The sequence below is a fragment of the Actinomadura litoris genome (genome assembly GCF_009733595.1).
In the GTDB taxonomy this organism is placed as follows: domain Bacteria; phylum Actinomycetota; class Actinomycetes; order Streptosporangiales; family Streptosporangiaceae; genus Spirillospora; species Spirillospora litoris.
Window position 1 is genome coordinate 203,836 of record NZ_WOFH01000008.1, and the last position, 23,057, is coordinate 226,892.

Annotated in this window: 19 protein-coding genes and 1 pseudogene; 7 read left to right on the top strand and 13 right to left on the bottom strand. The window is 71.0% G+C overall.

The window, feature by feature from the left end; all coding sequences use genetic code 11:
* Positions 1-32 precede the first annotated feature (32 nt).
* Positions 33-824 carry a thioesterase II family protein gene (locus GNZ18_RS23105; RefSeq protein WP_156218626.1) on the bottom strand — a complete coding sequence of 264 codons (792 nt, stop codon included), beginning with the start codon at positions 822-824 and terminating at the stop codon, positions 33-35.
* Complete coding sequence (locus GNZ18_RS23110; RefSeq protein WP_214619852.1) at positions 821-1,561, bottom strand: AfsR/SARP family transcriptional regulator; 741 nt, start codon at positions 1,559-1,561, stop codon at positions 821-823. Before GNZ18_RS23110 ends, GNZ18_RS23105 begins: the two co-directional genes overlap by 4 nt.
* Before the next feature lie 436 nt (positions 1,562-1,997).
* On the opposite strand from GNZ18_RS23110, the gene GNZ18_RS23115 reads away from it, so the two are divergent.
* The gene (locus GNZ18_RS23115; protein WP_156218628.1) at positions 1,998-2,228 is read left to right on the top strand and encodes a DUF5988 family protein; all 231 of its coding nucleotides are present in this window, start codon (positions 1,998-2,000) and stop codon (positions 2,226-2,228) included.
* A gap of 256 nt (positions 2,229-2,484) precedes the next feature.
* On the opposite strand, the gene GNZ18_RS23120 is transcribed toward GNZ18_RS23115, so the two are convergent.
* Genes GNZ18_RS23120 through GNZ18_RS23135 form a run of 4 tightly spaced genes read right to left on the bottom strand, consistent with a single transcriptional unit; the run spans position 2,485 to position 5,354 of the window.
* Positions 2,485-3,507, bottom strand: a complete 1,023-nt coding sequence (locus tag GNZ18_RS23120; RefSeq protein WP_156218629.1) for an LLM class flavin-dependent oxidoreductase — start codon at positions 3,505-3,507, stop codon at positions 2,485-2,487.
* A 1-nt stretch (position 3,508) separates the two neighbouring features.
* Entirely contained in the window at positions 3,509-4,327 is an 819-nt protein-coding gene (locus tag GNZ18_RS23125; RefSeq protein WP_156218630.1) for a DUF1684 domain-containing protein, read from the bottom strand.
* Positions 4,327-5,142 (bottom strand): ATP-binding cassette domain-containing protein, encoded by an 816-nt coding sequence (locus GNZ18_RS23130; RefSeq protein WP_156218631.1) that lies wholly within the window; start codon positions 5,140-5,142, stop codon positions 4,327-4,329. The genes GNZ18_RS23125 and GNZ18_RS23130 overlap by 1 nt, the downstream gene beginning before the upstream one ends.
* A complete protein-coding gene (locus tag GNZ18_RS23135) occupies positions 5,139-5,354 on the bottom strand; it encodes a hypothetical protein (protein ID WP_156218632.1) in 216 nt (71 codons plus the stop codon). The genes GNZ18_RS23130 and GNZ18_RS23135 overlap by 4 nt, the downstream gene beginning before the upstream one ends.
* Positions 5,355-5,875: 521 nt before the next feature.
* Between GNZ18_RS23135 and GNZ18_RS23140 the strand changes: the two are divergent.
* The 3 genes and pseudogenes from GNZ18_RS23140 to GNZ18_RS23155 form a co-directional block, all read left to right on the top strand.
* Positions 5,876-6,139: pseudogene (locus GNZ18_RS23140) on the top strand (leucine zipper domain-containing protein); the annotation flags it as partial.
* Positions 6,140-6,544: 405 nt separating this feature from the next.
* Complete coding sequence (locus tag GNZ18_RS23150; protein WP_246250260.1) at positions 6,545-7,195, top strand: NAD(P)H-binding protein; 651 nt, start codon at positions 6,545-6,547, stop codon at positions 7,193-7,195.
* Positions 7,196-7,499: 304 nt separating this feature from the next.
* A complete protein-coding gene (locus GNZ18_RS23155; protein WP_156218634.1) occupies positions 7,500-7,859 on the top strand; it encodes a nuclear transport factor 2 family protein in 360 nt (119 codons plus the stop codon).
* A gap of 246 nt (positions 7,860-8,105) precedes the next feature.
* Here the strand turns inward: GNZ18_RS23155 and GNZ18_RS23160 are convergent, their stop codons facing one another.
* The 4 genes from GNZ18_RS23160 to GNZ18_RS23175 form a co-directional block, all read right to left on the bottom strand.
* Complete coding sequence (locus GNZ18_RS23160; protein WP_156218635.1) at positions 8,106-8,822, bottom strand: hypothetical protein; 717 nt, start codon at positions 8,820-8,822, stop codon at positions 8,106-8,108.
* A gap of 74 nt (positions 8,823-8,896) precedes the next feature.
* The gene (locus GNZ18_RS23165; RefSeq protein ID WP_156218636.1) at positions 8,897-9,070 is read right to left on the bottom strand and encodes a hypothetical protein; all 174 of its coding nucleotides are present in this window, start codon (positions 9,068-9,070) and stop codon (positions 8,897-8,899) included.
* Between the two features lie 61 nt (positions 9,071-9,131).
* A complete protein-coding gene (locus tag GNZ18_RS23170) occupies positions 9,132-12,866 on the bottom strand; it encodes a CHAT domain-containing protein (RefSeq protein WP_156218637.1) in 3,735 nt (1,244 codons plus the stop codon).
* A gap of 227 nt (positions 12,867-13,093) precedes the next feature.
* Positions 13,094-14,338, bottom strand: coding sequence for a hypothetical protein (locus GNZ18_RS23175; RefSeq protein ID WP_312874687.1), 1,245 nt, complete (start codon positions 14,336-14,338; stop codon positions 13,094-13,096).
* 1,293 nt (positions 14,339-15,631) lie between these two features.
* Between GNZ18_RS23175 and GNZ18_RS23180 the strand changes: the two genes are divergently transcribed.
* From GNZ18_RS23180 to GNZ18_RS23190, 3 genes are read left to right on the top strand one after another with little or no spacing between them, the layout of a single operon-like run.
* Complete coding sequence (locus tag GNZ18_RS23180) at positions 15,632-17,068, top strand: glycosyltransferase family 39 protein (RefSeq protein ID WP_156218638.1); 1,437 nt, start codon at positions 15,632-15,634, stop codon at positions 17,066-17,068.
* A 53-nt stretch (positions 17,069-17,121) separates the two neighbouring features.
* Positions 17,122-17,589 carry an RNA polymerase sigma factor gene (locus GNZ18_RS23185; protein WP_214619864.1) on the top strand — a complete coding sequence of 156 codons (468 nt, stop codon included), beginning with the start codon at positions 17,122-17,124 and terminating at the stop codon, positions 17,587-17,589.
* The gene (locus tag GNZ18_RS23190; RefSeq protein WP_156218639.1) at positions 17,586-18,716 is read left to right on the top strand and encodes a hypothetical protein; all 1,131 of its coding nucleotides are present in this window, start codon (positions 17,586-17,588) and stop codon (positions 18,714-18,716) included. The genes GNZ18_RS23185 and GNZ18_RS23190 overlap by 4 nt, the downstream gene beginning before the upstream one ends.
* 24 nt (positions 18,717-18,740) lie before the next feature.
* Here GNZ18_RS23190 and GNZ18_RS23195 read toward each other — a convergent pair whose 3' ends face one another.
* The 3 genes from GNZ18_RS23195 to GNZ18_RS23205 form a co-directional block, all read right to left on the bottom strand.
* Positions 18,741-19,838 (bottom strand): S1 family peptidase, encoded by a 1,098-nt coding sequence (locus GNZ18_RS23195; protein ID WP_173390863.1) that lies wholly within the window; start codon positions 19,836-19,838, stop codon positions 18,741-18,743.
* Between the two features lie 418 nt (positions 19,839-20,256).
* Complete coding sequence (locus tag GNZ18_RS23200; protein WP_216651419.1) at positions 20,257-20,829, bottom strand: glycoside hydrolase family 25 protein; 573 nt, start codon at positions 20,827-20,829, stop codon at positions 20,257-20,259.
* Positions 20,830-21,055: 226 nt separating this feature from the next.
* A complete protein-coding gene (locus GNZ18_RS23205) occupies positions 21,056-22,948 on the bottom strand; it encodes a hypothetical protein (RefSeq protein WP_156218641.1) in 1,893 nt (630 codons plus the stop codon).
* Between the last annotated feature and the right edge of the window lie 109 nt (positions 22,949-23,057).

Here is a 23,057-nt window from a genome sequence, read left to right on the forward strand (position 1 = left end):
CGGATGCGAACGCCGCCGGGCTCGTGGAGCCGTCAAGGGCGCGACGTGGGGCCCGCACGCGGGCGCGGCGGCCCGGCGGGCGCGGTCAGGTACCCGGTCAGCACCTCGGCGACCGCGTCCAGATGGTCCTCAAGGTAGAAGTGGCCGCCGGGGAAGACCCGCACGTCCACGGGGATCGCCGAATGGGCGGCCCAGGCGCGGGCCTCCTCGATCGTCGTCAGCGGATCGGCGTCGCCGACCAGGACCACGATCGGGCAGCCCGGTTCGGGGCCGGGCGGGCGGCGGTACCGCTCGATCGCGGTGTAGTCCGCGCGCACCACCGGCAGGATGAGCTCGCGCAGCTCCGGGTCCCGCAGCAGCCGGGAGTCGGTGCCGCTCAGCCGCTCCAGCTCGGCCAGCACACGCTCGTCGTCCCCGGCGTGCACGTTCTCCGGACGCACCCGCGAGGGCGCCCGCCGCCCGGACACGAACAGCGTGTGCGGCCGGGTCCCCGACCGGTGCTCCAGGAGCCGGGCGACCTCGTAGGCGACGGTCGCCCCCATGCTGTGCCCGAACAGGGCGAGCGGGCGGTCCGCCGGCTCGCCGCCCAGCGCCTCGGCGACGTGCCCGGCCAGGGTGGCGATGTCGGTGACGGGCGGCTCCCGGCGCCGGTCCTGGCGCCCCGGGTACTGCACGGCGAGCACCTCGACCTCGGGCGCGAGCCACGCGGACAGCGCGTGGTAGCCGCTCGCGGAGCCCCCCGCGTGGGGGAGGCACGCGAGCCGCACCCGCGCCTCCGGCGCGGGATGGTAGCGCCGCAGCCACAGCTCCCCGGCACCGCTCATACGGCGGGCCGGACGTCGAGGACGTCGGCCGCCGCCAGAACGGACCGTTGCATCTCGCGCAGGTGCCTACCGGGCTCCAGGCCCAGTTCCTTGTTCAGGGCGGCGCGGGCGGACTGATACACCGCCAGCGCGTCGGCCCGGCGCTCGGACCGGTACAGCGCGAGCATGAGCTGCCGGTAGAACGCCTCGTGCAGGGGATGGTCCTGGATGAGCTCGTGCAGCAGGCTGACCATCTCACGGTGGCGGCCCAGCCGCAGGTTCGTCTCCACGAGCATCTCGTGGCACTCCAACCGCACCTCGTCCAGCCATATCGCGAACCCATTGATGATCGGCCCCTCCCGCAGCTCGCTCAGCGCCGGCCCCCGCCACAGGCCGAGGGCGGACTCGAACGCCCTGCTCGCGAGCTCGTACTCGTCCCGCCGCATGTGCTGGCGGCCTTCGCGGACGAGGCGCTGGAACTCGTGCAGATCCAGCTCGTCCGACCCGGTGCGCAGAACGTAACCCGGGGTGCGGGTGACGATGGGACCCGCGGTACCCGTCCGCCCGGTCAGCAGCTTGCGCAACTGGGACACGTACACGTACAACGCCGCGGTGGCGCGCCGCGGCCGGGAGCCGCCCCACATCTCGGTGACGAGCTGATCGACCGACACCACCTGGTCCGCCCGGATGAGGAGCGCCGCCAGGACGACCTCCATCTTGGGAGCGGTGACCGCCAGACTCTTCCCGCCGTCGGTCACAGAAAGAGAGCCAAGCACCTCGTATCGCAAGTCTCCTCCGTAGGACGAGCCCACATCCGGCGACACCGGACCACCGAATCGGAGCACCAGGATTACAGGGGGGAGGGAGACTTTCGTCAGAGAAAATACGTAAATCAAACATAAGCAATGCTACGGATGGCCGCCACCGGCCGCCCTAAGGCCGTCTTTAGCTCTCCGGCCGACCATGGCGGAAGGCTACCGCTGACGACCCCCGCGGAGGACGACGATGGCGGCCAACGGTATCAGGCCCCTGAACGGGTCGTGTCGTGCCCTGCCGTGGCCCCCGTCCACCGCCTCGGCACCCACGACGCCGCGGCCCGCTTGTACCACCGGGGTCAGTACGGACGGCTCGCGGCGGCCGACGTCCCGAGCCGCGACATCCCCCTGTGAATCCGTCCCGCAACCAGGAGGTCCGATGCCCAGCGCCCGAAGCGACGCCTCCGTCGGCGACACGGTCGAGGTCACCCTCGTCGGCGGCCCGCTGGAAGCCCCGGAACGCGCACGCGTCCCCCTCACGACGGTGCGCGAACGCAAGGTCAAGGTCCCGCGCCACGGCGGTTACGAACACTACGAGCTGGTCGACGCGAAGGACGGCGCGAGCGACACCGTCTTCGAATGGACCATGCGCACGACGATCGCCGAATAGACGTCCCCAGCCCATGAGGCCGAACCGCCCGCGAGGACGCGCACAGGAGGGTATGAAACGAAAGCGAGAACACTGTTCTGATAGGGGACCAGCGGACTCCTGATATGGGAAACCGGTACCGGCCGGCGTCCGGGGCCGCCCGCGAATTGGTCACGGTCCGGACCCGCTCAGCGGACGGATGGTCACCCCGTACCGGACAGGGTCACGCCGCACGTGCGGCTGGCGTTCGTCAACGACGAACAGACCCTTCCACGAGTCAGTCCGCGATCGGGACCGTTGCGGGGCGCCACCCCAGGGCGGGGGCCACCAGGGCGCGGGCGTCGTGCAGGATCTGGCGGTAGTCGTGCTCGCTGAACTCGTAGGGCAGTTCAAGGCGCAGCTCGGTCACCTCGGCCGCGGCGATGTCGGCGCGCAGCCGGTCGACGATCTCCTCAGACGGGCCGACGAGGTCGGGAGCGAAACGGACGCGCTGCTCGCCGTGGACGGTGAGCGTGCGCTCGTGCCTGCTCGCCTCGTACTCGCGGTAGCGCCGGCGGGTCGCCGCGGCCGCGCCGTCGAACGGGACGATCACCCTGCCGAGCGCGACCCTGCCGGGACGTCCGGGCGGCAGCAGATCCCGGTACAGGGCGATCTGCTCGCGCTGCTGGTCGGCATGAGCGTCGGGGCCTTCGCCCTGGACGATGTTGCCGGTCAGCAGGTTCAGCCCGTTCCGCGCCGCCCAGCGGACCGAGCGCGGGCTGGTGCCGCCCAGCCAGGAGCGGTCGAGGAGGCCGGGGCTGTGCGGCTGGAGCCGAGGGCGCTGCACGGCGCCCGGGGAGCGGATGACGGTGTCGGGCCCGCCGAGGTACTCGCCGCGCAGGTTCTCCAGGACCCTGCCGATGCGCCCGTAGGACAGGTCGTACTCGCGCCAGTCACCGTCGTGGACGAGGTCCGCGAGCAGCGCGGCGTGCGGCATCCCGGTGCTGAACCCGGCCTGGAGCCGTCCCCGCGACAGGACGTCCACGGTCGCCAGGTCTTCGGCGAGGCGGAACGGGTTCTCGTAGCCGATCGGGATGACGCCGGTACCGAGCTCGATTCGGTGGGTGCGCTGCGTGGCGGCGGACAGGAACACGGCGGCGGACGAGACGCCGTGCTCCAGGTGCCGCTGCCGGATCCACGCGCCGTCGTAGCCCTCGGCCTCGCCGTACTCGAAGAGCCGGAGCGTCGCCTCCAGCCCGGAGTAGGGGTCGTCGTCGGGGTAGTTGCCGGGCGTCAGGAAGGACAGCGAGGAGATCGGCATGTCAGGCGCGCTCGTACGGGATCTTCTCGCCCGCCTCCACGGCCACCGGCAGCCGGTTCTCCGGCGGCGGCAGCGGGCAGGTGGCGAGGTCGGTGTAGGCGCAGGGCAGGTTGGTGGCGCGGTTGAAGTCGAGCGTGACCACGCCGTCCGGGCCCGGGGACAGGCGCAGGGACCGGTTCGCGGCGTAGGTGGTGACGCCGGACGTCGCGTCGGTGAACAGCACGGTCAGGCTGCCGGGCTCGTGACCGGGGAAGACGGTGAGGCTCAGCTCGTACCCGTCCAGCTCGAACCGGACGCTGCCGGGGGCGTCGTAGACGTGTTCGATGCCGTCCACGACGGCGCCGACCGTGGTGGGGCGCGGCACGTCGAACGGGACGTAGCGCCCGGTCACCGCCCAGCGCGGATCCGGCTCGTAGGCGGGCGTGCCGCGGAAGGACGTACGCAGCGGGTTGCCTGGATGGCGGGGACGGACGACGTCGTACCCGCCGCGCCTGGCCACCTCGATCACCGCGTCGCCCCAGCGAGCGAACACGCCGCCGCGTTCCGGGATGACGCCGAAGTGATGTGCGCCGCGCACGGTCTCGCCGTCCACGACGAGTTCCTCCCCTTCGTCCAAGACGACGACGGGGCCGCCAGGGCCGGTGGTCCAGGAGCCGGGTCCATCGGTGAAGGTCTGCGGCTCGGCGTCCAGCCAGTGCAGGCCGGTGATGGCGAGAAAGCCGTGCTCGTCGGCCAGCTGTTCCTCGTGGGCGGCGTGCCATGCGCGCCACTGTTCGGCGAACGCCTCGGTCTCGGCGGACGCCGTGCTGTGAACGGTCATCACGAATCCTCCGTTGCCTGTGCCCGCCGCCCCGGAATGGCGGCGAGCAGTTCACGCGTGTAGTCGTGGGACGGGCTGCCGAAGATGTCGGCGACCGGCCCCTGCTCCACGGCCCGCCCGTCCATCATGACCACGACCGTGTGCGCGATCTGCCGGACGACGGCCAGATCGTGGGAGATGAACAGGTACGCGACGCCCCTGCGGGCCTGTGGTTCCGCGAGCAGTTCCAGGACCGGGGCCTGCACCGACACGTCCAGGGCGGAGACCGGCTCGTCGCACACCACCGGGTCGGGTTCGAGCGCGAGGGCGCGGGCGATCGCGACCCGCTGCCGCCGGCCGCCCGACGGCTCGGCGGGCCTGCGGCCCAGCACGGCGGACGGGAGCGCCACGCGGTCGAGCAGCTCCCTCGCCCGCGCGGCACGGTCACCGACCCGGAACGCGCGCGACGGCTCGGTGATGATCTCCGCGATCGAGAACCGGGGGTCGAGCGAGGCGTACGGGTTCTGGTGCACGAGCTGGGCGCGACGCCGGAACGCACGCGGCGCCGCGCCCTTCACGGCGGTGACGTCCTGGCCGTCGGCGACGATCCGTCCCGACGTCGGCTGGACGAGCCGCAGCAGCAGGCGGGCCGTCGTCGACTTTCCCGATCCCGATTCGCCGACCAGGCCGAGGGTCCGTCCCCGTTGGACGGCGCGGCTGACGTCGTTCACCGCGCGGACGGACCGCGGGGCGCCCCCGCCGGTGCGCGGGAGCGGGAACTCCTTGACGAGGTGCTCGGCCGACGCCCTCGGGCGCCGCTCGTCAACGACCGTCATCCCCGCGTCCCGCTCAGGTACCCGATGCCCAGGGTGACGAGCGGGCCGAGGCGGGGGATGGCGTCATTGCTGCCCACCTGCCGCGGGTCGACGCAGCCCGTGTCGGAGCCGACGGCGAAGGTGAGCGTTCCCCCGTCCTTCGGCGTGCCGGACCCGTCGCCCGAGGCGCCGGCCAGCACGGCCGCGGATGCCGCGTGCTTCGATGTTCCCACTGAATGGCCCTCCCTTGGTCGTGCCCCGTGGACGGTGGAACGCTATCCGATAATATCTATTCAAAAAGTAGGAAATATCTCGGCGCTGGTCAACGCGGCGTCGACCCCCGAGCCCGCCGCCGGTGCCCGACCGGCCCCGGCTTCCAGGCGTCAGCCAGCGGTTCGGCGGACCTGCCGGCGACCGCAGAGAGGGTCCGCCGGGCAGACTGCCACGCCGAAACCCGGAGTCCGGACGGGGATCACCTGCCCGGGCTCCGGCAAGCAGGCGCGGTTCAGCGGTAGAGGACAACCGGCCCGATCGCCGGATACGCCACCGCCGCGCTCCCGTTGATCGCCAACGCACGCGCCGCCCTGGCAGCCGTCACCGCCGTCCTGGACATCAGCGCCGACACCGCCGCCCGCCACGACCACTCCTGAGCACTCAACCGACGTCCCGAGCGCTAGATGTACTTGGCCATGATCTTGGTAACACCTGACCGGTAGGTGTTTGATCAGTAAGAAGACCTCCGGGCGTAGTGGAGTTGCTCGCTTCACCGGCACCGGAGGTCTTCGATGGGCACGCTAACGCCCGACTGGCGTCTCATGGCAGATGCCTGCTGGTTCGCCGTGTCGTGTTCGACCGGCGTCCGGTCGCGCTGGTGGCCGCCGAACTCGGGGTGTCGCGTCAGTGTGCGCATCGGTGAGTGCGCCGGTACCGCGGCCAGGGCTGGGACGGGTTGGCCGAGCGTCGCAGTGGTCCCCGCGCATGCCCGTCCCGGACGCCGGCACAGGTCGAGGAGCGGGTGCCGGCCGCCTGACCACATCGCGGGGGCGAAGGGGTGCCGGCCCGGACCATTTAGACCTTGACGACGAGAAACTCGATGACGCCTGGGCGCGCACTGTTCACCGAGGAGACCCGTGTCGAGTTCCCGATGGCCCGGCACGAGGGCGTCGAGGGGCTGGCGGCCTGGACTCCGGCTGGCTGGATTGTCGGTAGTCGTTGTCGACAAGCTGACCGAGCCCATGCAGCGGTCCCGGGCCCTCGGTTTTTCGGCTCGCACGATCGAGGAGTTCGGCCAGCGCGGGCTGCTCGATGAATTGGGCGAAATCGAAACCACACCCATCGGTCATTTCGGCGGGCCGCCCATCGACTATCGCATCATCGAGCCCTGTGCTCCGCCGCGGAAGGCGCGGACGCCCTGTTCCTTTTACTGGCCGGCGATCTGCTCGGCGGCGGCGCGCCCGCGACCGAGGTGCTCGACGTGGCGGGGGCGGACGGTGTGCGCCGCGTGGTGCTGCTCTTCTCCCAGATCAACGCCACCCGCCCGGACGCCCCCTCATACGCTCGGCTGCGGGAGTTCGAGGAGGCCGTACGGTCCTCCGGCCTTGACTGGACGATCCTGCGGGCGGGCGGCTTCGCCTCCAATGCCCACGCCTGGGCGGAGAGCGTCCGCCGGCAGCGGACGGTGGTCGCCCCCTTCGGCTCCGTGGCACTGCCGGTCGTGGACCCGGCGGACATCGCCGAGGCAGCCGCGATGGCGCTGCGCGACGAGGGCCACGCCGGGCAGACGTATGAGCTGACCGGCCCGACCGCCATCACACCGCGCTGCCAGGCCGCGGCACTCGGCGAGAAGGTGCGGTTCGTGGAGCTGACTCGCGAACAGGCGCGCGAGCACATGGCGCTGTTCATGCCCGAGCCTGTCATCGACGGCACCCTCGACATCCTGGCCGAGCCACGCCCCGAGGAGCAGCGGGTCAGCCCCGACATCGAGAAACTCCTCGGCCGTCCTGCGAACGCCTTCACGGACTGGGCGGCCCGCAACCGTCCACACCTTCAAGTAGCCGTCGCCGCCACACCGTAGACCCTGCCCCGGACCCGCTGAAGCCCCCGTCGCGGGCCCGGGGCGGACATCGCCCGACGCAGGCTTCGGCCATCCGCTCGCTGGACCTGTTCCTAATCGGTAGGCGACCAATCGGCACTCCCTGCCGGTCACCTGCCCAGAGGCCTACACACCCCGCCGCCCCGCGCAGGTCGGCGGAGTGTCGGGAACCTCCTGAACTCGACTCCCACTCACCGGCGATCGGAGTCCCGGGATCGGGCTGCGAAGATCAGCCGAGCGTGAACATCCCGACGCGGATACGGCGCCGGCTGGGAGGATGCGTCCCATGGAGGATTTGCGGGACGCCGAGCGCCGACTTCAGACCGCGCAGCTCGCTGGTGATGTCGAGGCGCTGGATCGGCTGCTGGATGATCGGCTGATCTTTACCTTCGGCGCGAACGTCCACACCAAGGCGGACGATTTGGAGCTGCACCGTACTCGGGCGCAGGTGGTGACGAGGGTGGCCGAGGAGGAGTTGACCGTGCTCGCCGATGGGCGCACCGGCGTGACGTGGTTTCTCGGCACCGTCGAAGGGACCCTCTCCGGGGCGCCGTTCGCGGCCAGGATGCGCTACACCCGTACCTGGCTGCACGACGATACCCACGGCTGGCGAATCATCGCCGCGCACGCCAGCACGACCGATTGACATAGCCGACACGTCGCAGGGCGAACCGTCGCACAACGATAGACGGCGGTAAGAGGCTGTGTTCGACCCATGCGGCGCTAGCCGTATCGAAAGCGCAGTGTCGGTCATGACGGTCTTGGGGGTGGGGCGCCGTCGACGGTGAGGATGGCGTCCAGGATGAACAGCGCGTCCCGCAACGTGCCCGGGACCTCCGCACGCGCGGCACATCGCCCGTGCGGGAAACGACCAAGGGGCTGGGCTTCTTCTTCATCTATGGCTCACGCTGACCTGAACGGCGCTCACGGCCCGGACGGGCTTCGACGCGGGGGCGTTGGACGCCAGGTGAGCGCGTGTAACCAAGGGTGCGGCGCCTCCGGCCGGTTTCGGGCCGTGGGCCGGGGCGTCGCCGGTGGCGGCGAGGAAGACGACTGCGCCGAGCGCGGTGACGGCCGCACCGAGCATGGTGTGGAACCGGGCCCGCCGCAGTTGCGCACGCACGTGCCAAGCGTGCGTCAGCTCCATGACCCCCCTCGATCGCTGCTGGATCATCTCGACGGCGGTGCGGGCCTGCTCGATCTTGGCGCTGATGACCTCCCGCCGGGCGGGGTCCTGTTCGGTGGCCAGCGCGGCGGCGAGGTTCGCCGCGACGGTCCGGTGGAAGGCCAGCGCGGTGCGCAGGTCGGCCACGCTCGTCCCATAGGGGCCGTAGAAGGCCCCGGGCTCGCGGGCGATGCGTTCTCTCAGACCTTTCAGCTGCGGCTCTTGGTCCAGGGACGAGGGGAGGGTGAGGGGCGGGATCAGTGCGTCAGCAGTGTGCCAGATCGCCCAGCCCACCCCGAGCAGCCCGATGACCAGCCCCGTGTAGGCGAGGGCCGCGTCTGCGAAACCGTGGACTTTGCCCGCCGCCGTGAGCGGCCCGCCGCCGAGGAGGGCCGCGCCGACCGCCGCCGAGGCGGCCAGGATCCATTTCGCGGTCGCCCGCATGTCCTGGACGGAGTCCAGGGGCGCCGGTGGGCCGGAGGTTGCCGGCCTGAACTCGGGTGGCGGCGTCGGAAGGGTCACCGTTCGTGCTGCGCGCCCGGAGCGGCGTGCTTGAAGATCGGCATCGCCGCGAGCCCGTCGTCCTCGGGCGGCCGGTACGGCGCCCACGCGGTGCCGTCGAAAGCCTCCAGGGTGCCGTCGTCACGGAACCGGATCTCGCCTGGCTCCGGCCCTGGCTCCGCGTCGCTCATAGCTCTACGGTAACTGCTTTTTCGGTAGGGGAAAGGGAGAAATATCGGACCCGGCACCGAATCATGAGCGGCAGGTGCCCGCCGGACCGGGCTGGTGCTCAGGGTGGTCGCAGTCGTGGTGCTCGGCGGCGAGGTCACGAGCCGCCTTCACGGCTCTGCGGAAGGCCGCCTCGAACGCGGCGGGATTGGAGGTGAGGGTGGCGACGATGCGGTCAAGATGGACGCCTTCGGTCCGGCCGGTCGCCTCGACGAGGTCGGTCGGTGTTGCGGGGAGGGCCGCGAGCCCCGAGACCAGGTTGCCCGCCATGCCGCGAATTGAGGCGTCGAGGAATCCACTGCCCATGAGGTCGTGGAGAATGGTTGCGGCGAGGTGGTGAGCGGCAGCCGCGGGCAGGTCACGCGCCTGTGTGAGGATGAGGCCGTAGTTGTGATGCGTGACGGCAATGGCGGGAGCGTCGTTGTAGGGATACTGGGTGCGAAGGGCGTCGCCGCAGAGGAGCAGGGCGGTGTCGATATGGCCGCGTGCTTTTTCGACCGCTGCCAAGGAGGCGAGCACGGCACCGAGCTTGCGCAGGTCACCATGGTTTTCGTAGAACTCGCGGCCATCCCGCAAGAGGGCCAGGGCCTCGTCGGTACGACCGAGCCGCATGAGCGGAAAGTACCGGTCCGTCCGATGATCTGTCAGCTCGTAGGGTAGCGCTTTGTGCTCACCGAAGTTGTCGATCAAGCGGTCTGAGTAGCTGAGAGCTCGTTCCCAGTCGCTGGAGGCGTTGGCGGCCTTGAAGCCGATGCCCAGGAGTTTCACGCGATCGCGCCAGAGGGCTTCGGACTCTCCGCCGGTGGACTGCTGAGCGCCGACCCGGGCGAGGAGCCCTTCGACATCGGTGAGGACCTGCTCGTACCGTCCCTGCGCGGCGGTGATCTGGAGCGTCTCGATCTCGATGGAGAGCTGCACCTGTGGTCCGCGGCCGGCTCGGCGCGCGTATTCGGGAAGCTCGGCATAGACGCGAAGTGCCTCGGCCAGGCGGCCGGCCCTGTGCTGTCCTCGCCCCAGATCCCCGGCCACGATGTAGGCGAGGTCGTCTCGCCCCGCGGACACGGCGTCGGCCAGGAGCCGTTCGAGTTCGGTGAGGGCCGCCGGCGGGTCGATGTGCGTGACCACTCTGGTCAGCGAGTGACGGGCGAGCAGTTGATCGTCGGTGCCCGCGGTGGCGGTGACCAGGCGGCGGGCGAAGGGCAGCAGAGTGGCGACCATGGCGGGTGTGGGGTTGAGGTTCATGATGACGGCCAGCAGGAACCGCGCATCGTCCAACCGGCCGGTGCGCATGAGGTAGGGCAGCGCGCAGGCGGCGGCGACGAACGCGACGCGATTGTTCTCCTCGTCCAGTCGCTCGCTTTGTGAGGCCCGGTAGAGGCTGCTCCAGTAGTCCGCCGCCTCGGTGTCCGCGGCGGCCCGCAAGCCTGGTGGGCTCTGTTGGACGATGGTGGCGGCGATGAGCGGGTGCACGCGCGCGACGGCCACCTTCCCGTTGGCGGGGTTCTCGGTAATGGCGATCAGGGCGCGGCGGGCCAGGGAGCGGAGGAGCGCGTCCGAGTCGGGGGCCTGGCCGGGGAGATCGACCCGGCGCCATGTCGCCGGCCAGGCGTAGGGCAGAACGCCGAAAAGGAGGCCGTTCGTCCGGTCTTCTTCTTCCAGGGCGCAGAGGAACTGGAGGAAGATCCGCTCGGGCTCGGGCAGCCGACCGGCGATCGCCGACGTCCACGCGGTCAGAACGGCCGTGAAGCCTTCGTCGGGCGACACCGTCCCGCCGTGGGTGAAGAGTTCACCCAGACGAGCGGCGCGGTGTTCCCAAGCGGTGCCGGCATCGGCGAGCAGGGCGTTCAAGGAATCCAGGTCGTCGGCGTGAGCCGCGGCGAGTTCCAGAAGCTTCGGGTGCCCCTGCGCCATGGTGAGTACGCGGGCCGCTGCCGTGCGTCCCCTCCCGGCTGAGAGCCCGGGTGCTCGGCCGTCCATCAGCGCACGGAGGGGAGGGAGATCACGAGCGAGCAGGACGGCCTCATCACGCGACAGCGCGTGCACGGCCGCGACGTGGAGTTCGGTGCCGCGCAGGGATCGCCGGGTCGTGACGATCAGCTTGGACCGGCCCCGGCGGGCGACGAAGGCGTGCAGAACCCGTCCCCATCGCGGGTCCTGCCAGTCTCCGCCATCGCCGAGAAGGGATTCCGCGTTGTCTACGACGACGAGGACACGCGCGTGCTCGGCGATTCCAGCCAGCATCGACAGGGCCTGCTCCAGCCGCTCCTCCTCGTCCAGGAGGTGGACCAACCGCACATCGGGGAGCACAGCCTCCAGCGCGGCGACGAAACGCGGAAGCGCGTCGGAGATATCCGCACCTTCGGCCGGGGCCGTGAACCACACGAAGGCGGAAAACGTGTCCGCGTGGGTGTGGGCGAGTTCCAGAGCGCAGGTGGTCTTCCCCGCCCCGGCCATCCCATGCAGGACGACCCCGGGCACACCGCTCTGCGGCGCCAAGGCCGCACTGGCCCCGGACATGACCGACACGCGGCCGACGAACCTCTCCGGCAGCTCCGGAAGCCCCGCGGCCTCATGCGCGGGATGGTAGGAGCCCGAAGGCGCGTGGACGGTGGTGGCGGCGCCAGGCGGGCTGAAGATGGCGGGGGTGGCCACCGACAGCGCGGGGCGTCCCGCGGTCGGCGGCACCGTCACCAAAGCGGGCAGTGCCCGCGCGAGGGCGCCGGGCAGGCTCCGCCCCCCGCCGATGACCTGCTCGTACACGGATGCGGCGAGATCGACGGCGAATTCGCTGGTGACCGGATAGCGCATCGCCAGCACCGCGCACTCCAGCCGGTCGGCCAACGCCATCGCCGCCGCGGACACGACCACCGGCCCGGCCTCCCCCGCCGCGCTCGCCTCGCCCGCCTCATCGCCGCCGTGGTCGAGGCCGAGCAGCCGCAGCTGCTCGGCCGCCCCCGGAGCCGCCGACGAACAGGTCGACAGCGTGACCAGCTTCATCTGATCGGCCATCGGCTCCAGGAGCGCGACGAGATCGCCGGTCGTGACCAGGTCGGGACTGCCGTCCGGTCGTTCCAGCAGAACCGCGCCGGCCGTGCCGTGCCCGGAAAGGTGAAGGACATCCCAGCCCTCGACGTCCTCGACCACGTCCCGGAGCAGTTCCCGGGTCACTCCATACTGGAGAACCTTCAGTTCCAACGCCAGATCGTGGGCCGCAGCCATCCGCTTCATGAGCCGCGCGAGTTCGTACCGTTCTTTGCGCAGGTCCAACGCGGAGGCCCCGTCCGGAGCGCTGAACAGGCCCAGTATCCGCAACCGGTCACCTATGGGCCGCTTCGCCGATCGCGAAGCCCGCCCTATTCCGAAGACCAGCCCGACACCTCGCACGGCGAGCATCGCGCCGTCCACGATGGCGGACTCCAACGGGTACAACGCGACCACCTGGGCCGCGCCGGGGAGCACCACGTCCACCGCCGCGGGAGCGCGCATCACCAGCGCCGTGCCGACGGCCCCGAAGACCTGGGCGCCGATCCACCTGCCGACCAGGTGCACGATGCGCGCCTCATCCACGAGACGCCGGTCGGGGGCGGCGCGTAAGCGCAGGTACTCGTGCAGATCGCACATAGCCTCGTACTGCCAGCAAGTGGCGTCGAGAACGACCTCATGCTCGGCAATGACGGCGCCGTCGGGCTCGGTCAACCGCCATCGCCAGCGCAGCGGCCCGGCGAACCCCACGACCTCCAGGCGCAACAGCCCATGCATCGGCCCCAGCCCCTCGCATCCGCCGCATGGAGACGGTCTTCACGTTAACCGTGATTCACCTGGAAAGGCCGACCACGCAAGGACCTCAGGCCGGATCCGGCCGAGCGAGGTGGCGAGTCGGCCAGCGCGAGCCCGGTCTGCCGGCGCGGCCCAGTGGCCGACGCGGGAAGGACGTTACATCCCGCTCGACCTCGATTCGCAGCAAGGTTCACATTTCGGAGGGTTAGCTAATTCGACGACTCTGTCGCCGACGGGACACCGCACCGCTTGCAGCCGTTCGCGTGGTCGTTCCAACAGACGTAGCGGATGGCACCTTCCACGCACCATTCGGCAGCTGCTTCGGACAGCAGGTCCGGCCCGGCAAGCAGGAGCCGGCGCAGTTCAGCGTTGTCCGCAATGTCGGCCGGACGGCTGGCGAACCACTCGTCGAACCAAGGCTCGTCCCGGTGCACGCGCCAGTGCCCGTGCTCCCGGTCGTCGACTGCGGCAACGAACCGATCGACGATGCGCCCCCAACCAGGTGCGCCGAACCAGCCGTCGTCAGACGCGCAGAAGAACTCGATCAGGGTCCGCAGGCCGAACTCCTGCTCGTGGAGGCGGTACGCACGGCCCCACCCGATCGCGTCCTGTGCCATCTCCGCGAGGTCGTCGCGCGGATCATCCTGGTGCGCCGGGTCGTCAGGGTTGTGGCAGGCCAACCCGAGCTCCAGCACGGACTGTCCAGTCGGCAGAACCCGAGACGGGTCGACGATCGCGAGACCGACAGCGACCCAGTCGACATGGTCGAACGACAGCATCGAGCGCACGAGCCGGGTCGTCGCCGCGTTGATCCGCATCATCGTGCCGTCGTGCAGCGGGCTCCTGCCGGCATGCCAGTTCTCGACAGGCGTGTTGCGCCACAGGGCGAGCGTGATCCGGGTGGCGGCGAGCCACAGCAGAGCGTCGTCGTCAAGGTGCCCGAACCGGCCGGCGCACTCCTGGGCACCGTACCGGATCAACTCTCGCTGGCTCGGTCGCGCGTGGCCGTCCGACCTTTCAGGTTCGACGTACTCGTAGTCGCTGGCGTACTCGTCGAGGATCTCGTTGAGCTCGGCTGCGCTGTCGGCGACGTCGTACTCGAAGCCGTCCGGCCCATTGACGGTGTACACGTCGTGGTCCCACGTGACCTGCACGTCGCCCCAGAGCACGACGTCGTCGCACTTGCCGATGGCGCCGTCAGTCACGACCGGCCTGATCGTGATCGGCGCGGTTCGCCCATCGGTGCGCCCATCGTCCTGTTCGGCCGCCCACGCGGTGATGACGCCGAGCGGCTTCGGGACGAAGGGACCGACCTCGGTGAAGCTGAACGGCTCCTCGTACTCATCGGTGTCGAACCGGCTGTTGATGAACGCGACCGCCTCGGCAGGTGTACTGACGATGGCCTCGGCGCCACTGTCGTTGTCGACAACTCGCCACAACACACTGTTCTTCACGACGGTCTCCGATCGAGGTGGGGACACCCAGGGCCGGCAGGACGCGCCGAGTTACTCGGCGCTGACTCCAATGATGGGGTGACCGTCCCCTCCGTAAATCCCGCAGGCGCTCATCGGCGAAGATGCCTGAGCGGACGGTGTGCAACCTACATTTCGCGACGGTGGTGACACACCCGAGATCGAGAAGAGTGCGGCGGCGTATCTGCGAAGTCTGCGCTGCGGAGCGCCTCACCCGGCGTCGAGTAGTCCATGAACGACAGCCGGACACCGCTCTCGGTTCCTCCCTGGTCGTAGCACCAACCGACCACGATCGCCCTCACACCGTCGTACCCGCCTCAGCGGCAGCTTCCGCAGTGATCGTGATGCCCTGCCGAACCCAGTACTCAACCGTATTGTCGTCCTGCCTGCAGAAGCCCGCCAGCAGATTCGCCGCCTCCGGTTCGCACGGGGTGGCCTACCGGCTCCCCATCGCCCGCCGCCACCGATGCACTCGCCCTCGGCAGCGCGGCGTCCAGCTCACCGATCAGATCCGACGAGGCGGACGCCTTGAGCCGGGAAGCTTCCGTTGGTAGCTCGACGGGCTCCATGCCCTCGCTCCCTCAGACTAGACCGACAAGGTCCGGCTGAACGTGTGGCCACTAACACCGAGGGTAGGCGTCTAGGCTCTTTTCCGGGTCAACAAGCGGCCCAGTTGCGACCACCATCGAATCGCGTGTTACCACTCCCCCATGTGTGCTCCCGTTGCTCCCGTCGGCGGCAGGGAGCAAACGGAGGCACGCAGGTTTCCTCACCCGTCCTGAACGGATGTCAACAAGCGTCAACGACCTACGCTGACCTACGGCATCTCACAAAGCCGCGGGTCAGTCGGAATCGCGGACTACTTGACACGGTAGAGGCCACTGGTTCGATCCCGGTATCGCCCACTTGCCTTCCTATGCTCGTTGAGCCCGGATGTCCACCCGGGGGCGACTCCCGGACCCCCGAAGTGCTCGCGCGCTGGCGCGCACTGCCGGTACAGGTTCGTGGTCAGCTCGCTCCTCTGAACACCGCGCTTCACAGCCACGTGCGGGCCGCACGTCTCTGCGTGGTCGGCGCCTTCGGGGGCGCGGTGGATGTTCTGGCGCAGCCGGGTCCGACCGGAATCGGGTGCCGGGGGAATGCAACAATGCGGGGCTTTCGGCGTCTCTTGGTGTGAACTCAAATCTGGATCTTCTGCCCGTCGCGGTCGAGCGGCCAGGCTCGTCCAGCGAAGACGCAGGTCCGGGGCGGTGGAGGGCGTGGCTCCTTCCCTCGGTGCCCGCGCTGCTGGCGCTGGCGATGGGGCTGTGGGGGGCCGGACGGCTGTCGCTGTGGCGGGATGAGGCGATCACCTCCGAGATCGCCCGGCGCTCGGTCCCCGACATCCTGCGGTGCGCGCGGCACATCGACGCCGTCCACGCCGCCTACTACCTGTTCATGCACGGCGTGGTGCAGGTCTTCGGGACCGGCGAGCTCGCGCTGCGGCTCCCCTCGATCGCGGCGCTGGCGGCCACGGCGGCGGGCGTCACCGTCCTCGGCCGCAGGATCGTGTCCGGGGCCGCCGGGCTGGTCGCCGGCGTGATCTGCGCGGGGGCTCCGTTCGCCAGCCACTACGCGCACGAGGCCCGGTCGTACTCCCTGGTCGCCGCGCTCACCGTGTGGCTGACCGTGCTGCTGGTGGATCTCGCGGAGCGGGGCTCCCCGCGCCGGTACGCCGCCTATGGCGCGGGCATCGCGCTGCTCGGGCTGGTCCATCTGTTCGCGCTGCTCATCCTGCCCGCCCATCTGGTGACCCTGCTGATGACGCGGCGCACCAGGACGATGCTGCGCCGCTGGTCGGCCGCCTCGGCGGGGGCCCTGGTCGCGGTGAGCCCGCTGATCGCGCTGGCCGCGACCCAGCGCAACGCCCTGGACTGGCTGACGCGTCCGGGATGGCGCGACGTGCGCTTTCTGGCGGAGTCGTTCACCGGCCCCCGGATCGTGGCGTACGTGCTCGGGGCGGCGATGGCGGTGGGACTGGCCACGGCGCGGCGGCGCGGCCCGATCGGCGTGCAGGCGCTGGCCGTGCCATGGCTGCTGCTGCCCGCGGCGGTGCTGCTGCTGGCCTCGCAGTTCCATCCCGTCTTCACGGGCCGCTACGTGATCGGCAGCCTCCCCGCCATGGCACTGCTGGCCGCCGCCGGGCTCGCCCGGCTGCCCTACCGGGCGTGGGTCGTGCCGCTCGTCGCGATGGCCGTCCTGGTGGCGCCGCTGCATGTGGAGCAGCGCCGTCCGGAGAACTGGTGGGACGACCTTCACGGGGCCGCCGCGATCGTCGAGCGGGAGGCGCGGCCCGGCGACGCGATCGTCTTCGTCACCGCGGACCGGCGCTCGATCGCCGAGGCGTACCCGGACGCGTTCCGCGGGCTGCACGACGTCACGCTGCGGCGGACCCCCGCGCAGGCGGGCAACTTCGGCGGCACCGAGTTCGCCCCGGCCGAGATCGACCGCCGGGTGGCCGGCGCCGCGGCGACCCGGGTCTGGCTGCTGGAGGGGCCCTGGCGCATGCCGTCCCTGGCACCGCGAGACCGCGCTAAGGTCGATGTCCTCCAGCGGCACTTCCGGCAGGCCGGTGCCTGGCGTGTCCGCGGCATCACGCTGTCGCTGTTCCAGCGGGAAAAAGTTCGGCCGCCCATGCAACATCCACGCCCCGGAGGCGTCTCTTCCCCGTGAGGCTCCTCAATTCCGGCCCCGCGGACCTGGCGGTGCACTCTCCCGAGAGGGCGGTGACCCAGTTGTACGAAGCGCACGCCCCCGACCTCGTCAGGCTGGCCCTGGTGATGGTCGGTGACAGGGCGACGGCCGAGGACGTCGTCCAGGACTCCTTCCTGGGCCTCTACCGGCGGTGGGAGCGGCTGAAGGACACCGGCAAGGCGCTGACCTACCTGAGGTCGTCGGTGCTCAACAACTGCCGGTCGGTGCTGCGCCGCCGGAGCCGCCGCCTCCTCGGCGCCCAGGAGCCGCCCGCCGCCTCGGCGGAGAGCCGCGTCCTGGACCGGGAGCAGGGCAAGGAGATCCTCGACGCGCTGCGCCGCCTGCCGCACCGGCAGCGTGAGACGCTGGTGCTCCGGTTCGTCCTCGACCTGTCCGAGGAGGAGACCGCGCAGATCATGCGGGTGAGCCGGGTCACGGTCCGGACCAACACCTCCCGCGGGCGCACCGCCCTCGAACGCATGCTGGGAGAGGCCCGGTGAACATCGAACGGCTGCTGAAGGACGCCGCCGCCGCCGAGACGCGCGGGGTGACGCGCGAGTCGCTGCCGCCCCTGTCCCTGCCCGCCGCCCGCCGCCGTCCGGCGCGGCGGTGGACCGCGCCCGTCGCCGCCGTCCTCGCCATGGTCGCGGTCGCGGCCGTGAGCGTCGGCCTCCGCGGTGTCCTGCGCGGCCCGGACGCGCTCGGCGCGCACGAAGGCCCCCCGTACTTCCTCGCGACCCAGCGCAAGGGCGGCGTCGGGGTCTTCGACTCCTGGACCGGACGCAAGATCGCCGACATCCGGCCCGATGCCGGGCACTACACCGCGCTCGCGGTGTCGGCCGACCGGCGCACCGCCTTCCTCGCCGCCGAGACCGGCTCCTGCCGCACCCACATCGAGAAGGCGACCCTGCGCCGCGACGGAACCGTGGCGAGCAGGACGACGCTGCCCGGCGAGTTCGGCCCCCCGGCGGACGAGATGGCCGCCACGGCGGACGGCGGCCGCGTCGCGCTCACCTTCGACAACACCACCGGGTGCGTCGGCGACGACCTGGCGGTCGTCGAATCCGCCTCCGGCACCACCCGGGGATGGCGCGTGTCGCCGGGGGGCGCGGACACGCTGTCGTCCGCGCAGTCCCCGGTCTGGGCGGCGGACGGGCGCGCCCTCTTCCTCGCCGAGAACGTTCCGGCGGGGCCCGGGGAGGACTACACCGGCCCCGACCTGAGCGAGCTCGACACCCGCACGGCCGGCGCCGGCCCCCTCCGCGCCCGCCCCGTCCTGAGGGGCATCACCGACCTGTCCTCCCTCCGGCCCTCCCCGGACGGGCGCACCGTCACGGCCATCAAGAAGAACTTCGGCGCCGACAGCGCGCTCAGCTCCATCGCGATCGTGGAACTGACCCTGAGCGGTGGCGGGTCCGGGGAGACCTCGTCCGTCCGGGAACTCGCCCGCATGACGGCCCGGCAGATCGCGCCCGCGCCGTCGGCGGGTTTTCAGACCACCCTCGACGCGACCGGCAGGCACCTCCTCGTCAGCTCCGGCCACGACCGCGCCGTCTTCCGCATGGACGACGGCCGCGTCCGCCGGCTCCCCGACGTCCACCGCGACCTGGACCTGATCGCCTGGTGACCCCCACGGAGCGGCAGTTCGGCATCAGTACGTCATGACGCGGGTGCTGGTGTAGCCCTGGATGAAATTGATTTCGACGTACCAGCTCCGGTTCTCCTGGCCGATGTTCTGCAGGCAGTGGCCGGCGGACAGCGTCGAGGCGCTGCCGACGCCCTGCGCCTGCCCGTCGCCGGTGTAGTGCGGGCCGCCGGAGTCGCCCTTCTCGGTGCAGGTCGTGTCGCGGGTCAGGTTGTAGATCGTCCGTCCGATATCGGAGAGGTACACCGACTCCCAGCGGGCGCGGATGACGCCGCAGGTGATGTTGGTGGTGAAACCCGATTTGCATATCGAGCTTCCGATCGGCCGCTCCTGGGTCCCGCGTACGAGCAGGAAGTTGTCGGCGGCCGTGTGCAGGGAGATGTACGGGCCCTGATGCCAGAAAGCGGTGTCGATGGCGCCGATGACACCCCAGTCGTAGTCCGCTGAGGAGAACCACCAGCGGCCCATCGGCGTGGAGATGTTATGGGAGTTGGCGAAGCCGTTCACCGTCGTGGACTTGGCGCAATGCCCTGCGGAGATGACCACGGGGGAGGAACTCCCGGGAGCGTCGGGGAAGCTCTGGACGGCGTTGAATCCGACCGAGCAGATGGCCTGCCCTGACAGGATGCCCTCCCCGCCGTCCAGCCATTCGGAGGACGAGACGGCCGGTTGGGCGGTGGTCTCGAACCGCACGGCGTCGCCCTCGGCGGCCGCCGCCCTGGCCAGGGCGCCCCGGGCGCGTCCCGCGATGGTGGTGACGACGACGCGGTTGGCGACGGGATCCACCCGCCAGGACGTCACGCCCGAGGCCGCGGAAGGCGTCGCCCTCGCCTGCGCGTCCAGCTTGGCCTTGACGGCGCGGAGCTCGGCGAGGCCGTGTCCCTTCGACAGCACTCGGGGGACGGCGCCTCCCCTGATCACGCGCGGTGCGAGCGCGCCGTCGGTGAGGTTGACGATCAGCTTGCCGGACGCCGCGTCGAACCAGGAGCCCGCGTAGCCCGGCCCCAGGGCGGGGACCAGGGCGGCCTCGGCCTTGGCCGCCGCGTCCTCGGCGGCGAGGCGGCGGCGGGCGGTGGCCTCGTCGATGCGCAGGTCGCGTTGCATCGCCTTGAGGACCAGGGCTGATCCCTGCGCGTCCGGCGGACGGGGCGCCTCGGCCCGAGCGGCGGTCGACAGGCCGCACACGAGGATGGTTGCGCTTACCAGGGACAGAAAAGATCGGGCTCCGGCTCTTCTCATCATCGCGCCTTCCGAGGTTTCGGTATCCACTGGTCGACGATCACAAGTCACGGGAGCCTGAGCCGAAGCATAATCTCGTCCAGGGGCATAAAAGGTGTCGTGTGACCTGGTTCGGCCAGCGGCGAGGAATGGTCTCTTAGAAGGAGGCGCAACACCTGGACCACTACGCCAAAAGATCGGCATCGCGAATGACCTTGGTCTCCGTCGGCGAGATGGGGCGCTCACAAGAAGAACTCCGACGCTCAGGCGTCGGAGCTCTTCGTATTGCCGGCCTTCGGGGACGCTAGGCGGTCGAGGCCCATTTCTTGAGCGCGTCCTGGTTCTCGAAGTCGGCGACGTTCTTGTCGAGCGGTTCGGAGGTGTACTGGTGGAAGCGCCATTCGTCGTGGATGAGCGGATGTCCGGCCTTGCGGTAGTCGGCGATCCAGAGGCCGTCGGCCTTGTGGTCGCCGGTGCTCTTCCTGGTCCACAGGTCGCGGTTGACGTAGAGGACCAGCCGGTGGCCGGGACGCAGGCTGCTCACCTCTTGCAGGAACTTGTCCTTCTGGGCGCTGGTGGCGAGCCGGCCCTTCGGGTCGGTCTCCCAGTCCAGGGCCAGGATGTCCCCGCGCTCGGCACCGCAGTGCTCGACGAAGTAGCGGGCCTGCGCCGTGATCCGGGCCGGGCTCAGCCCCCGGCGGCCGAGCAGGAAGTGGTAGAAGCCCACCACGCAGCCCGCGCGGCGGGCCCGCGCGGCCTGCTCGGCCCGGAGGGGGTTGGTGTAGGAGCGACCCTCGGTCGCCTTGACGATCACAAAGTCCAACCCCTCGGCCTCGAAGGAGGGGTTGTGGGACGAGACGTCGATGCCGTGCAGCACGACGACCACCTTTCGGCTCTCACGCCGACCCCGTCCACTACGCGTTCCTCCACGATCCGAGCGCGAACATGCCGCTGGGCGACAAAGCCGACTCGGCACGGCCACATCAAGGGGCCCTGGGGGCAGAGCACGTTTCGAAGTGGCCGCACCCGCCACGTGGGCGCGTTGCTGAGCGGCGACGACGCCGGAGGCGAGTGCCCTGGGCCATGACTCGGATGAACACCGTCTAGTTCGTGCGGGCGCTGGGGAGGTGCTCGCCGACGTACCCGATGTGGATCTTCGCCCGGTCGGCCAGGACGTCCAGGAAATGGACGCGGGGCGCCGGGGCCAGCGTGTCGAGTTTGATGTGGGCGCCCATGAACGCGCGGCCGGACGGGTCGGTGCTCGGGTCGACGGGGAAGGTGCGGGCCTGGCGGTAGCGGTGGTTGCGCTCGGACATGTCCGACTCGCTCATCGCGATGATGTGGGCGCTGATGAGCGCGCCCGGATGCCCGGACGTGAGGAAGGCGTAGAAGGTCGCGAGGTCGGGGCCGGGGGGCCTGCCGTTGTCCAGGCAGCGGCGTTTCGCGGTCGCGTAGTGGTGGAGCGAGGTGAACGCGTCGGCGAGTTTGCGGCGCCAGCCGTCGGCCTTGGGGTGGTGGTCGAGCCGGTCGCTCGGGTCGGGGTCGAGCCGGGTGAAGTCCAGCAGCGGGTACTGGTCGGCGGCCTGGGCCAGCAGTTCGCGCATGCTGCCGGGGACGGTGTCGGTGACGACGGCGGCGTCCGGGCCGGCCTGCCCGGCGCGGGTGAGGGCGGCCAGCCGGTGCGCGAGGATCCCGCGCTCGCGGACGGCCGTGTCGCGCTCGGCGGACAGGCGCTGGTTCTCGGCCAGCAGGGTGTCGTTCTCGGCGGTGAGGTCGGCGAGCAGGTTCAGCTGCGGGCGGGTCTGCTGGAGTTGCTCGTCGAGCGAGGCCACCTGGGTGCACGTGCGCTGGTGCTTGTCGCGCAGTTGCCGGTGCTGCTCGCACAGCCGCTGGTGGGCCTCGCGCAGCCGCGCGAGTTCGGCCTTGGCGCCGGCCGGCTCCGCCTGCCCGGACGGCTCGGGCACCGCGGGCGGCTTCGGGGGCGCCGGCTTCGGCGGGTCGGGCTCTGGCAGGCGCGGGACGGGCAGCGCCGGTGGTCGCGCGGGGACGGCCGCGTCCCCGGGGGCGGTGAGCCTGCGCAGCAGGGGGTGCTCGTCCAGGAGGGCCGCGGCCTCGGCGGCCGGGCCGGTGGGGGCGTGCCGGACGCAGGCCGTGGCGCAGTTCGCGAACAGCGGCTCCGACCAGCCGGGCCGCCGCAGCGCGGCCTTGGAGAAGACCACGTCGCGCGCCGCGTCCCCGGCCCGTGTGGCGGGCGCGAACCACCGCGCGCCGCCCACCGGGACCGGGCGCTGGGGCAGCCTGCGGGCCAGCGACTTGCGCGCGCGGGCGGAGGCCACCACCACCGTGCACAGCCCGGGCCAGACCGTGGCGGCCAGCTCGTCGGGGGTGGGGCCGGCGGGTCCGGGCGCGGCGGTGATCAGCACCCCGGTGGTGCGTGCCGGATCGGCGAGCGCGCGGGTCAGCCGCTCGTGGTCGTCCGCGGTGGCCATGACGATCAGGCGGCCGAGCGGCGGGGAGCCCGGCATCTCGCTCGCCCCGATCTCGCTGGTCTCCAGCTCCGTCCAGTTCGGGGCGTCGGCGGCGATGACCGGACCGGCGAACACCGGCACCCCGCTCGGATCGCGCACGCCCGCGCCGGCCAGCGCGAGCGTCGCGGCGGGCGAGTCGGCGGCGCCGCTCCAGCCGTGGTCGGCGTAGGCGCTGCACCCCCACTCCACCCTGTCCGGCTCGTCCGGCCCGGCCCGCTCCCCCACCACCAGAGCGGCGACCACCAGGCCCGCGTCCGGGTCCCGCCAGGACGCCGTCGTCGCCATGGACCGGTCGGCGGCTCCCCTGGCGGGCTTCCACGGCCGGAACGTGACGTCCGCCGCGTCGAACTCCTCCGTCAGGTGGGTGACCACGGCTCCGACCGGGTCGGTGGGACTGCTGTGCAGCTCACCTCGCATCCACAACCGCGCGAAGCGATCGGCCCGAACGGCGGCGGCGGGGGCGGTCATGGGAAGGGTCCCTCCTGTTTGGCGGGCGGACGCCCCGCCGGACGGTCACGTGGTGCGAGCGCGCGTGCGCTCACTGACACCGATGATGCCGGGCCGCGCCCGTCCCGTC